This is a genomic window from Spirillospora sp. NPDC127506 (assembly GCF_040302145.1).
In the GTDB taxonomy this organism is placed as follows: Bacteria; Actinomycetota; Actinomycetes; order Streptosporangiales; family Streptosporangiaceae; genus Spirillospora.
In genome coordinates, this window is the sequence record NZ_JBEORG010000038.1 from 54,568 (window position 1) to 66,575 (window position 12,008).

The 12,008-nt window shown below is 75.4% G+C and carries 13 protein-coding genes; 2 read left to right on the top strand and 11 right to left on the bottom strand.

Features of this window, described 5'->3' with window-relative positions; genetic code table 11:
• The gene (uraH, locus tag ABTW95_RS28710; RefSeq protein ID WP_500227903.1) at positions 1 to 312 is read right to left on the bottom strand and encodes a hydroxyisourate hydrolase; all 312 of its coding nucleotides are present in this window, start codon (positions 310 to 312) and stop codon (positions 1 to 3) included.
• Complete coding sequence (gene uraD, locus ABTW95_RS28715) at positions 309 to 773, bottom strand: 2-oxo-4-hydroxy-4-carboxy-5-ureidoimidazoline decarboxylase (RefSeq protein ID WP_500227904.1); 465 nt, start codon at positions 771 to 773, stop codon at positions 309 to 311. Before uraD ends, uraH begins: the two co-directional genes overlap by 4 nt.
• Positions 774 to 869: 96 nt before the next feature.
• Between uraD and ABTW95_RS28720 the strand changes: the two genes are divergently transcribed.
• Positions 870 to 2,288, top strand: a complete 1,419-nt coding sequence (locus ABTW95_RS28720) for a PucR family transcriptional regulator ligand-binding domain-containing protein (protein ID WP_396447329.1) — start codon at positions 870 to 872, stop codon at positions 2,286 to 2,288.
• A gap of 33 nt (positions 2,289 to 2,321) precedes the next feature.
• Here ABTW95_RS28720 and ABTW95_RS28725 read toward each other — a convergent pair whose 3' ends face one another.
• On the bottom strand, positions 2,322 to 2,954 hold the full coding sequence (locus ABTW95_RS28725; protein ID WP_500227905.1) for a TetR/AcrR family transcriptional regulator: 633 nt from the start codon (positions 2,952 to 2,954) through the stop codon (positions 2,322 to 2,324).
• Between the two features lie 126 nt (positions 2,955 to 3,080).
• On the opposite strand from ABTW95_RS28725, the gene ABTW95_RS28730 reads away from it, so the two are divergent.
• The gene (locus ABTW95_RS28730) at positions 3,081 to 4,502 is read left to right on the top strand and encodes an MFS transporter (RefSeq protein WP_500227906.1); all 1,422 of its coding nucleotides are present in this window, start codon (positions 3,081 to 3,083) and stop codon (positions 4,500 to 4,502) included.
• Here ABTW95_RS28730 and ABTW95_RS28735 read toward each other — a convergent pair.
• The 8 genes from ABTW95_RS28735 to ABTW95_RS28770 all read right to left on the bottom strand — a co-directional run.
• Positions 4,465 to 5,325 carry an alpha/beta fold hydrolase gene (locus ABTW95_RS28735; protein ID WP_396447326.1) on the bottom strand — a complete coding sequence of 287 codons (861 nt, stop codon included), beginning with the start codon at positions 5,323 to 5,325 and terminating at the stop codon, positions 4,465 to 4,467. The two genes, ABTW95_RS28730 and ABTW95_RS28735, sit on opposite strands and share 38 nt — an antisense overlap.
• Before the next feature lie 54 nt (positions 5,326 to 5,379).
• Positions 5,380 to 6,108, bottom strand: a complete 729-nt coding sequence (locus ABTW95_RS28740; protein WP_396447325.1) for a Clp protease N-terminal domain-containing protein — start codon at positions 6,106 to 6,108, stop codon at positions 5,380 to 5,382.
• A gap of 37 nt (positions 6,109 to 6,145) precedes the next feature.
• Positions 6,146 to 7,084, bottom strand: a complete 939-nt coding sequence (locus ABTW95_RS28745) for an NAD-dependent epimerase/dehydratase family protein (protein ID WP_500227907.1) — start codon at positions 7,082 to 7,084, stop codon at positions 6,146 to 6,148.
• Complete coding sequence (locus tag ABTW95_RS28750) at positions 7,081 to 8,586, bottom strand: class I adenylate-forming enzyme family protein (protein ID WP_500227908.1); 1,506 nt, start codon at positions 8,584 to 8,586, stop codon at positions 7,081 to 7,083. Before ABTW95_RS28750 ends, ABTW95_RS28745 begins: the two co-directional genes overlap by 4 nt.
• Positions 8,583 to 9,737 (bottom strand): cytochrome P450, encoded by a 1,155-nt coding sequence (locus ABTW95_RS28755; RefSeq protein WP_396447322.1) that lies wholly within the window; start codon positions 9,735 to 9,737, stop codon positions 8,583 to 8,585. Before ABTW95_RS28755 ends, ABTW95_RS28750 begins: the two co-directional genes overlap by 4 nt.
• Positions 9,734 to 10,504, bottom strand: a complete 771-nt coding sequence (locus ABTW95_RS28760) for a glycosyltransferase family 2 protein (RefSeq protein ID WP_500227909.1) — start codon at positions 10,502 to 10,504, stop codon at positions 9,734 to 9,736. Before ABTW95_RS28760 ends, ABTW95_RS28755 begins: the two co-directional genes overlap by 4 nt.
• Positions 10,505 to 10,506: 2 nt before the next feature.
• On the bottom strand, positions 10,507 to 11,508 hold the full coding sequence (locus tag ABTW95_RS28765) for a 3-oxoacyl-ACP synthase III family protein (protein WP_500227910.1): 1,002 nt from the start codon (positions 11,506 to 11,508) through the stop codon (positions 10,507 to 10,509).
• Between the two features lie 223 nt (positions 11,509 to 11,731).
• Positions 11,732 to 12,008 (bottom strand): hypothetical protein (locus ABTW95_RS28770; RefSeq protein WP_396447319.1); only part of this gene is annotated, 277 nt, incomplete at its 5' end.

Consider the following 12,008-nt stretch of genomic DNA (forward strand, 5'->3'; position numbering starts at 1 on the left):
CTAGCTCCCCCGGTAGGTCGAGTACGCGAACGGGCTGATCAGCAGCGGGACGTGGTAGTGCCGCCCGGGGTCGTCGATCGTGAACGCGACCGTGACCTCGGGGTAGAACTCCGACAGCCCCGCCGTCTCGAACGTGAGCCGGTGCACGCCCGCCCCCGGCTCCGCCCCCCACTCCCTGACGCGGCCGTCGGCGTCGGTGCGCGCCTCGGCCAGCGCCGTCCAGCCGTCCTCGTCGCGCCGGTCGAGCCGGACGGCCACCCCCGCCGCGGGCAGCCCCTTCACCGCGTCCAGCACGTGCGTCGACAGGCTCATCCCTTCTCCTTCGCCAGCTTCACCAGCCGCAGGTCCACGATCGCGGCCAGCTCCCTCCGGACGACCTCGCGCTCGGTCCGGGCGTCGTTCTCCAGCCGCTCCCTGAGCTCGGCGAGCATCTCCAGGGCCGACCGGCCCGACGCGCAGATCAGGAACACATGCCCGAAACGCTCCTCATAAGCCCGGTTGCCCTCGATGAAGGCGTCCCGCACTTCCTTCCCGGCGCCGTCCATCCCGGACTGCTCGCCGCGCGACCAGCCGGCCTCCCGGCCCTGCCCGCCGGGCCGCTCCCCGATGCGGGGATGCGCCGCGAGCGCCTCCTCGATGTCGGGCCACTCCAGCTCGTCCAGCACGCGTTTCGAGGCCGCCCGCAGGGCGTCCGGGTCCGCGTGCCCGGCGACGGCCGCGACCCACCGGCGGGACGCGCAGCACGCCGCCAGATCCGCCTCGCTCAGCTCCACGCCTGCCAGTACACACAGCGGCCCGGGGACGGGTCGAGGCACAGGACGTCCGAACTGTGGTCCCGGTCACGCACCTCCTTTTGTAGCTTTCTCCATATGAGGTTGCGTTCCCTGCTCGCCATGCCCGAGCTGCGGCTGGAGGTCGTCACCGGATCGGACGAGCTGGACCGCACGATCCGCTGGGTCGTCACCACCGACCTCCTCGACCCGGGCCGCTACCTGCGCGGGCGCGAGCTGGTGCTGACCGGTCTCGTCTGGCGGACCTCCCCCGCCGACTCCGAGACCTTCGTCCGCGCCCTCACCTCGGCGGGCGTGTCGGGTCTCGCCGCCTGGGACCTCACGCTCGGCGCCATCCCGGACGACCTGGTCGAGGCGTGCCGGCGCCACCGCCTCCCCCTGTTCAAGGTCCCGGAGGACGTGGCGTTCGCGACCGTCACCGAGGAGGTCGTCCGGCACCTGTCGGGGGCCCGCGCCGCCGACCTCGCCGCCGTGCTGGACCGGCACCGCCGCCTCGTCGAGGGCACCGGCCTCGGCGCCGTCCTCGACCTGGTCGGCCACTGCCACCTGCTCGCCCCGACCGGCCGCGTCGTCGCGGGCCCGGCCCCGCCCGACCCCGCCGCCCTCGCCCGCGCGTTCCTCACCGCGCCGCAGCTGCCGCACCACGTCCCCGCCCTCGACGCGTCCCTCTTCCCCGTCGCCGCGGACACCCCCCGCGTCGCCGACTGGTTCCTCGCCTTCGAGGGCGACTTCGCCGACTGGCCCGCCGAGCGCCGCGCCCTGACCGCCGAACTCGCCGCGATCGTCGCGCTCGAACGGACCCGCCTGGACGCGCCGCGCACCGCCGGCCTCCTCTCCGGCGACGCCCCTCTGCCCGCAGGCGCCCTGCCCGCCGGCGCCGTGGTCGCCGTGGCCGCCTCCGGGACCGCCCTGCGCCCGTCCGACGTCCGCGCGGTCCTGGCCGAGATCCTGCCGTCGCCCGTGCTGGACTCGGTGGACGACGAGGTCCTCGCGGCCGTCCCGTCCGCCGGGCGCGACGTCGCCGCCGAGATCCAGGGCGCGCTCGGCCTCCTGGCGCCCGGCCTGGCCGGGGGCGGCCTGGCGCTCGGCGTCAGCGGCGCGGTCGCGGCGGCCGACCTGCGCGGCGCGCTCGAAGAGGCCCGCTACGCCCGCCGCCTCGCCGCCGCCCGTCCCTCCCCCGTCTCCGTCGTGCGCCACGACGAGCTGGCCACCCACGTCCTCCTGCTGGCGAGCGTCCCGGACGACGTCCGGCGGATGTTCAAGACGCGCCTCCTGGACCCGCTGCACGACTACGACAGGACCCACGGCGCCGACCTCGTCCGCACCCTGGAGACGTTCCTGCGGAACTCCGGCTCCTGGACGCGCTGCGCCGAGCAGCTGCACCTGCACGTCAACTCCGTCCGCTACCGGATCCAGCGCATCGAGGAGCTGACCGGCCGCGACCTTTCCCGGCTGGAGGACCGCGTCGACTTCTTCCTGGCCCTCCGCCTGACCTGATTCCGCTCCCGGCCCGCCGCCCGCGGGCGGGGATCAGGTGGGCAGGGCGGGGGGTTCGCCGGTGAGCGGGACGGGGTCGCAGCAGCGCAGGCCGTCCAGGACGACCTGGAGGTTGCGCTCCCACTGGCGGGCGCCCGCCCGCAGGCCCAGGGTGTGGGGGCCGGTCGAGGACGCGGCGACCAGGAGGAACGCCACGTCCTCCCAGGTCGTGTCCGTGCGCATCACGCCGGCCCGCTGGGCGCGCTCCACCAGGTCGCGGACGCGGTCCCGCAGCGCGGCACGGGAGTGGTCGAGCACGTCGCCGAGGCGCTGGTTGACGTCGCACAGCTCGTTGCGCAGCCGGATGTAGGCGAAGGCGAACGCCGTGAAGCCCCTCCAGGGGTCGGGGTCGGCCATCGCCTCGTCGCCCTTGGCGGTGATCTCCTCCAGCACCTCGCCGAGGACCGCCTCCAGCAGCGCTTCGAGCGAGCCGACCCGGCGGTAGAACGTGCCGACGCCCACGCCGGCGCGGCGGGCGATCTCGTGGGCGGTGATCTCGCAGCCCTCGGCGGCGGCCCGGCGGGCGGCGGCCACGAGGCGTTCCACGTTGCGCCGGGCGTCGGCGCGCGGACGGCGGCCGGAGCCGTCGTCGAGGAGCCGGCGCACCGCCGGAACCGCCGCTGCCATGCCGCCAGCCTAGCAATAAGCGGACGAGAGTCGTCCGATTTAAGTGGACAGGTCGCGTCCGCTTGCTCTAGCGTGCTGAACCGGACGCAGGCCGTCCGTTTACTTCCGAGGGAAGCGAGGTCGATCATGTCCACCGGGCCGCCGGGCGCAATGAAGATCACGGCGCTGGCCTCGGGGTTCGTCATGGCGAGCCTGGACGCCACGGTGATGCAGGTCGCCGGGCCCACGATCCAGCTGAGCCTGCACGCCTCCCTCACGCAGCTCACCTGGGCCGTGGACGGCTACGTCCTCAGCTTCGCCGCCCTGCTGATGCTGGGCGGCGGGCTGGCGAACCGGCTGGGCGCGAGGCGGGTCTACCTGTGGGGCATGGGGGTCTTCGGCGCCGCGTCGCTGGCCTGCGCGCTGGCGCCCGGCGTCGCCGCCCTGATCGCGGCCCGGCTGCTGCAGGGGGCCGGGGCGGCGCTGTTCATGCCGAGTTCGCTCGCGCTGCTGGTACGGGCCTTCCCCGGCGCCCGGGAGCGGGCGAAGGTCCTCGGCGTCTGGTCGGCGGTCGTCTCGTCGTCCATGGCGCTGGGCCCGACGATCGGCGGCGTCATGGTCGGCGCGTTCGGCTGGCCGAGCATCTTCCTGGTCAACCTGCCGGTCGGCGCGGCGGGCATGCTCCTCACCCGCCGGCACATCGCCGCCGCGGAGGGCGACGCGCTGCCCCTGGCGATCGCCGGGCACGGCGCCGTCATCGTGCTGCTCGCCGGCGGCAGCTTCGCGCTGATCGAGGGGCCGCGGCTCGGGTGGGCCGCGGCGCCGGTGACCGGGGCGGTCGCCGCCGCGGTGCTCGCCACCGGCCTCCTCATCGGGCGCGAGCGCCGGGCGCGCGACCAGGTGATGCCCTGGGCGCTGTTCCGCGGCGCCCGGTTCGCCGGCGCCAACGCCGTGGGCTTCCTGTTCAACGCCGCGTTCTACGGCTCGCTCTTCCTGGTCGGCCTGTACGTCCAGCGGGCCCGCGGGGCGACCCCGCTCCAGGCCGGGCTGCAGATACTGCCGCTCACGGTCTTCATCCCGGCCGGCAACGTCGCCTTCGCCCGCGTCTCCGGACGCGTCGCGGCCGGTCCCGTCCTCACCGCCTCCCTGCTGGTCGCGGGCGCCGCCTCGCTGGCCCTGACCGCCCTGTCGCCGTCGACCCCGTGGTGGCCGCCGGCCGTCGCGCTCGCCGCGACCGGCCTCGCGGGCGGTCTCGCCGTCCCCGCAATGACGGCGGCGCTGGTGGACGCGGCGGGCGCCCGGCACGCCGGCATCGCCGGTTCGGTGCTCAACGCCAACCGGCAGATCGGCTCCCTCGTCGGCATCGCCTCGATCGGCGCCGTCCTGGCGGCGGCGCCCGGCTGGGCCACCGGAGCCGCGGTCTCGTTCGGCCTCGTCGGCGCCGCCTACCTCACCGGGGCCGTGGTGGCCTGGTGCCTCATCCATCGCCGGGAAGCCGTCCGGCCGTGCGCCGCCGTCCGGGACGCCCCGGTCAGGACGTGTGGCGCAGCAGGGCGGGGACGACCGTAGACCAGGTGCGGGACGGGAGCTCGCTGCCCGTGCCGGGCAGGGGCAGCAGCTCGGCCTCGGGGATCTCGGCGGCCAGCGCCTCGGCGTTGCCGATGGGGAAGAACGGGTCGTCCTCGCCGTGGATCACCAGCGTCGGGGCGGTGATCTCGGGGAGGCGCTCCCGCCAGCGGGGGCCGCAGTCCATCGCCGCGAACTGGACGGCCATCTGGTCGACGCGGTGGGACGCGCCGTGGTCGTCGACGGGGCGGGTCCGGTCGTGGACGCGTTCGATGTGCGCGCGGGCCTCGTCCTCGTCGAAACCGGCGCCGCCCATGCGGCGTGCGTTCTCCAGCTGGAACTCGACGATGGAGGCGCGGTCCGTCCAGTCGACGTGGAGCCCGCTCATGAAGTGCTCCATGAGTTCGGGCGCGTGGTCGGGCAGGTCGGCGTCGGCGGGGCCGGGCGCGGTGGGGCGGGTGCCGATCAGGGTGAGGGTGGCGACGCGGGCCGGGTGGTCGAGGGCCAGGAGCTGGGCGATCCAGCCGCCCGGCCCGGCGCCGACGACGTGCGCGCGCTCCAGGCCGAGCGCGTCGAGCAGGGCGGCGGCGTCCGCCACCAGGTCGCGGAGCGTGTAGGACGGGGTCTCCGGGGCGGCCGCCGCCGAGTGGCCGGTGCCGCGCAGGTCGTAGCGGACGACGAAGCGGCGCAGCGCCGCCAGGCGTTCGCAGAGGGCGTCGGGCCACGTGAGCATCGTGTTGCCGATCAGCAGCATCGGCGTGTCGGCGGGGTCGCCGAAGGTCTCGGTGCAGAGGTCGACGCCGTTGGCGGTGATGAGCTTCTCCATGACCGTGCAGACCCGCGCGGCGCGCGATACTCATCGCCGCCGGCCCGACCGGCCCTAGGGGACGTCCGGAGCCAGGGCCTTCAGGGCCTCGACGATCTTCTCTTCGGTGGCGTCCTTGCGGATGCCCAGCTCGGACAGGATGCCGGTGCCGTTCTCGTGTTCGAGCAGGGCGAGCAGGATGTGCTCGGTGCCGATGTAGTTGTGGCCCAGGCGCAGGGCCTCGCGGAAGGTCAGTTCGAGGGTCTTCTTGGCGTCCTGGTCGAACGGGATGAGCGCGGGGAGCTCGTCGGACTCGGGCGGCAGCGCGGCCGTGGCGGCCTGGCGGACGGTGTCCAGCAGGACGTCCTGCGCGGTGATGGCCTTGGCCGCGAGCGCCTCGGGCTCGGCGAGCAGGCCGAGGACGAGGTGGGCCGGGGTGATCTCGGCGCTGCCGGCGGCGCGGGCCTCGTTCTGCGAGGAGATGACGACGTTGCGGGCGCGGACGGTGTACCGGGAGAAGCCCTCGGACGGGTCGAGTTCGGACATCGGGGTCTTGGGGACGAAGCGCTTCTGCGCGGCCTGCTTGCTGACGCCCATGCTCCTGCCGATGTCGGTCCAGGACGCGCCGGAGCGGCGGGCCTGGTCGACGAAGTGCCCGATGAGGTGATCGGCGACCTCGCCGAGGTGCTCGGCGGCCACCACCGCGCTGCTGAGCTGTTCGAGGGCGTCGGAGTGGACCTTCTTGATGGCGTCGATCAGTTCGTCCAGCCGGATCCGGCCGGCCACCGGTGTGGGTTCGGTCATGCGTCAACCATAGGTTGACGCCCCCTGATCGTCAACCTCAAGTTGACGCCGCCCAGCCGGCGGCCCCCTCGAAGCTCGTCGCCCGCGGCTCGTAGCCGAGGACCTCGCGCGCGGCGGTGATGTCGAGCGTGCGCTCCACGGCCAGATGGCTGATCGCGTAGCGGGTGATGCGCGGCGGTTCGGGGCGGCGGGCCAGCAGGAAGGCGCCCTCGGCGAGCGCCGCCAGCGGGCGCGCGGCCCCGGCCGGGAGGTAGACCGGTCGCGCCCTGACGCCGCGCTCGCGGAGGATCTCGCGGAACGCGTCGTCGATCACGACCGGGGCGGCGTCGGCGACGTTGAAGACGCCCGAGGCCACCGGGCCGGCGGCGGCCAGGACGCAGGCCCGGACGAGGTTGCCGATCGAGGTCAGGCTGATGCGCTGGCGGCCCGTCCCGACGGCGGGCAGGACCGGGCCCCGGACGGCGGACAGGACGCGGGGCAGCAGCGTCGTGTCGCCGGGTCCGTAGACGGCGTGCGGGCGCAGGACGATCGCGCCGTGCTCCAGCGCCAGGCGCTCGGCGGCCGCCTTCGAGGCGCCGTAGGCGTTCAGGTAGCGGGACACCGGCGCCTCGTCCTCGCGGGCCATGACGGTCGGCCGGAACGGGTCGTACACGCTGGCCGTGCTGACGTGCACGAACCGGGCGGCGGGGAAGGTCGCGAGGGCGCTGCGCGTGCCGGTGAGGTTGGCGGCGAAGAGGGCGCGGGCCGGCCCCCAGTCGGTGACACTGCCCGCGCAGTGGATGACCGCGTCCACGCGGGGCGGATCGGGGAGAGGGCCGCGGGTGAGGTCCCACGAGCGGTAGGGGGCCCGGCCCACGTGGGCCGGCGGGACGGCCGGGCGGCGGCCGAACGCGCAGGTCGCGACGCCTTCGGCCGCCAGGGCGCGGCACACCGCCCCGCCCACAAACCCGGACGCTCCGGTCACCGCGATCCTCATCGCGCCACCATCGCGCGGAGGCGGTCGCGGTCGAGTTTGCGAGTGCGGCCGGAGCGCGGCAGTTCGTCCAGGACGACGATGCGGTCGGGGAGCGCGTCGTGGTCGATGACGTCCGGGAGGATGCGGGGCAGGCGGGCGGCCAGGCCGGGCGGGCCGACCACCGCCAGGACGACCTCCTCGTCCCCCGTCCGCGGATCGGGGATGCCGACGATCGCCGCCTCGGCGACGTCCGGGAGCGCCGCGATGGACGGCTCGTACAGGCCGGGATAGAGGTTGAACTTGCCGCGGATCAGCATGTCCTTCTTGCGCCCCATGAGGACGAGGCGGCCGCCGTCCATCCGCACGAGGTCGCCGGTGGGCAGCTCGGTGACGGGGTCCGCGCCCAGATAGCCGCGGCAGAGGTTGGGGCCGGAGAGGACCAGCTCCCCGTCGGCCGCCGAACGAGCGCCGACGCCGGGCAGCGGGGCGCCGAGCAGGTCACCGGAGCCGGTGTGGGCCAGTTTCTCCCGCGCCGACGCGATCGCCACCGGAAGGATCTCCGTCATCGCGTAGACCGACAGCACCTCGGCCGACGGCGCCGCCGCGACCGCCCGGCGCAGGATCGCCGCGGGCGCGGGGGCCGCACCGAGCAGGACGTACCGGACGGACGGCGGCAGCTCCGGGCACGCGTCCAGGATCTCGGCGAGGTGGACGGGCACGCAGAACACGTGCGTCGCCCCGCGCTCCCGCATGAGCCGGGCGAAGCCGGCGGGCGGGCAGGACAGCGGCGGCATCGACCAGCGGGCGCCCGCGATCAGGGTCGGGAGCCCGAGCATCAGCTGGTCGGTGTGCACGACGTCGCCGGGGCCGAGCGGCAGGCGGGTGCGGAACAGGTCGAGCGCCGCGGCGAGCGACGCCTGGGTGTGGACGACCGCGCGCGGGTCCGCCGTCGTCCCGGACGTGAAGATCACGGCGGCGGGCGCGTCCGGGTCGGCGTCCCCGGCGGGCTCGGGGGCGTCGCCGCGGATCAGGCGCCCGAAGGACAGCGCGCCCCGCGGGACGCCGGGGAGGCGGCGGCCCACGCGGATGTGCCGCATCCGGCCTTCGCCGGGGATCCGCAGGCCGGCGAGGTCCGGCAGGAGCAGTCCGCGCCGCCGCGCGTACGCCCGGACGGGCCGCAGCCGGCTGCCCGCGTACAGCACCGACTCCGCCGCCGACCAGCGCGGGCGCGCCAGCCGCAGCCGCGCGGTGAACATCTCGGGGCCGGCGCCCGGGTCGGCGAACACGACCGTCCCCCCGGCGGCGACCACGCCCAGCGCGAGGACGAGCGACTCCGGCGACGGCCGCACCGAGAACAGGACCCCGTCGCCCGGCGCGAGCCCGTACGACAGCAGCCCGTGCCGGACCGCGAGCACCTGCCGGCGCAGCTCGCCGTAGGTGAGCTGCGCGCCGTCGCCGGCGATCAGCGCGACGGCTCCGGGCGTCCGGGCCGCCTGGTCGAGCAGCCGCCTGACCAGCGTCACGGCGCCGCCTCCGATCGGACGGCCAGCACGCGGTAGGTCGGGATCAGCACGTTCCGCGCCGCGGCGCGGCGAGTGATCACGAGGGGCGCCGCGGCCAGCAGCGTGCGGGCGGCCAGCCGGATCTGCGCCATGGCCAGCGGGTAGCCGATGCAGAAGTGCGGCCCCGCGCCGAACCACAGGCGGCGCAGCTCGGGCGGGTGCGGGCGGTCGAGGTCGAACGGCCCGTACGCGCGGCAGCAGTTGTGCGTGGCGATCAGCACCCGGTCCCCGGGCCGGATCGCGACGCCCGCCACCGCGGCGGGCCGGTGCACGCTGCGCAGCATGACCGGGGTCGGCGTCGCCACCCGCATGGCCTCCTCGATCGCCCGGTCGAGCAGCGAGGGGGCGGCCGCGACGCGGAGGAGCTGCCCGTGGTCGTGGAGGAGGGCGACGAGGCGGGGCAGCAGCGTCGCGACGGTCTCGGTGCCGGTCAGGAAGAACGCCCCGGCCGCGCCGCGCGCCTCGTCCTCGGACAGGCCGAGCGCCCGCATCCGGCCCATGACCGTCGACTCGTCCCCGGCCAGGTACGCCTTCACCGCGATGTCGCCGAGCGGGCCGAGCACCTCGCGGGCGCGCCGCACCTGGGACGGCGACAGCCGGCGCGTGCGCAGCGACACCGCCGCGACGATCCGCTCGCCCCGCTCGAACAGGTCGCGGTAGGCCGCCTCGGTCCCGCCCTCCAGGCCGATGACCTCGCCGATCACCGTGCCCGCCATGACGCGGGCGAAGTCGGCCAGGTCGACGGTCGCGCCGCGCCGGAGGCTGCCGGCGAGCCGGTCCAGCGGGTCCGCCAGGACCCGCGCGCAGAGCGACTCGGTGTAGGACGGGACGAACAGGTCGGTGAGGCGGCGGCGCAGCGCCCGGTGGGCCTCGCCCTCCATGTTGAGCAGGACGGACGGGCCCAGCACCGGCGTCCACAGGTCGCCGGGCGAGCCGGGGCCGTCCTTGCGGAACGTCTCGCCGTCCATCAGGACCGCGCGGGCCGCCGCGGCGTCGTTCACGACGACGCCGACACCGGGCACGCGGACGACCGGGCCGCGCCGGGCGACCGCGCGCAGCAGCGGGTACGCGAACGGGTGCGCGGCCGTGTAGAGCCGCTCCTCCCAGTTCACCGGATGTCCACGACGGGCGGGCGGTAGCGGTGGTCGGCGTACCAGCCGAGCGTCCTGACCAGGCCGAACGCGCGCAGCCGCCGCACCGACCCGTACACGGTCACGTCCTTGCGCAGCCCGTAGGCGGCGGTCAGGCGGCGGACCCGGTTGACGAGCGCGCGGTCCTCGTGGACGTCCTCGATGCGGGTGCGCGGGAAGCCGCCGGACCGCTCGTACAGGTCGGCGGTGATCGCGACGTTGCAACCCGGCATCATCACGTAGGGGCCGAGGTAGAGCGGGTCCCGGTTGCCGGGGCGGAAGCGCCCGAAGAGGGCGGCCGCGCCGATGACGGCGGGCAGCAGGCGCCGCTCCCAGAGCTTCAGCGGGAACTCGTCGGTGCGCGGCAGCAGCGGGCCGGACACCATCTCCAGCCCCTCGCCGAACGCGCGCTTCACCGCCGCGACCCAGCCGCGGTGCGGCAGGCAGTCGGCGTCGGTGCGGGCGACGTGCGTGGCGCCGGCGGTGATCGCGTGCCGGACGCCGGTGTCGGCGGCGGCGCCCGTGCCCTTCTCCGGTTCGTGGACGAGCCGGACGTCCAGCGCCGGGTGCTCCGCGGCGAACTCCTTGACGACCCGCGCCGTCCCGTCCGTGCTGCCGTTGTCGACGACGACCAGGGAGAACCCCGTGTCGGTCTGCTCGGTGAGGCGGCGCAGCGTCGCGCCGATCGACCGCTCCTCGTCGTAGGCGGGGATGACGACCCACAGCCGCATCTCGGGAACCTCCGGCATGGTCACAGCTCCGCGAACACGACGCCGAGGCTGATCCCGCCGGCGAGGCCGATGAGCGCGATCCGGTCGCCGGGGCCGCAGCGGCCGGCGGCCCGCGCGGTCGCGATCTGCAGCGGCAGGCTCGCGGACGCGACGTTGCCGTGTTCGGGCAGCGTGACCACGAGCCGGCCGGACGGGATGCCGAGGATGGAGCGCAGCACCTCCAGGTAGGGCAGCGTCACCTGGTGGACGGCGACGACCGCGAAGTCGTCCCAGGTCAGCCCGGTCTTCTCCAGCGCGGTCGTGAAGATCTCCGCGCCGTTGGCGACGAACGCGTCCCGGAGCCGGCGCCCGTCCCCGCTGAAGTAGCTGAACTCGGGGTCGCGGGGGTGCATGGAGCCGCCGGCCGGCAGCGTCCCGATGCGCCAGGCGCTGGAGACGGCGGCGAAGTCGCGGTAGAAGATGCCGCCGTCGGGGGCGGCCTCGACCAGCATGGCGGCGCCGCCGTCCGACAGCGTGTAGCCGGCGAACGCGTCCACGAACTGGGCCCGGTCGCGGACGCTCCACCGGATCGCGCGGGACGGGCTCTCGCCGGTGCAGACCAGCACGCGCTCGTGCTGCCCGGTGCGGATCAGCGCGTCCGCCGTCTGCAGGCCGTTCAGGAAGCTGTTGCAGGCGTTCTTCACGTCGAAGACCGGGCAGGTCGCGCCGAGCTTGGCGGCGACGATGTGCGCGGTCGCGGGCTCGATGAGGTCCTGCGACGCGGAGCCGAAGATCAGCAGGTCGACGCCGGCCGGGTCGACGGCGCGCTCGGCGAGGACGCGGCGGGCGGCGGCGACGGCCAGGTCGGACGCCTGCTCGTCGTCCCGCATGACGTGCCGGGCGCGGATGCCGGTCATCCGCTCCACGATCGTGGGATGCGGCCGGTATCCCGCGCTCTCGGCCGCGACGCGGGCCTCGACCTCGGCGCTGGTGACCGTCCGCTCGGGCAGGTATGCCGCGACGGCGGTGATGCGGGCTCTCATGGGCTGGGGTTCCCCCGGTTCCTCGTGCTCGGTGTCCGGCAAGCCTCGCCGGTGCGGAGCGCCTTGGGTGAGGGAGACCCTACGGAAGTTCGGCCCGGCGTTGTACCCGATTCGGGGTGAGTACCGCCACTCACCCGGATTGAGTAGTACCGCCTATCCGTCCGGATTCCCGATCCGCCGCGATCGCCGCGTGACCAGCACGGATACCCCGGCCCCGGCGGGGTCAGACCTCGGGGATCACGGTCGGCGGGGCCTCGGTGGCGGGGGCGGTCGGGACCGGGGCGGGCTCCGGGGAGTGCGTGACCGTCGGGCTGACCGGGCGCACCGGCTCGGGGTCGCGGGGCGCGGAGTTCCACCACCAGAGCGCGAAGGAGATCGCGAACAGCACCAGCACCCCGCCGATCAGCTGGACCACCGCCCGGCGGTGGCTCGGCTCGCGGTTCCGGCGGCGCCGGAACCGGCCGGCCCCGCCGGAGAGCGCGCCGCGCCGGGCGCGGCGC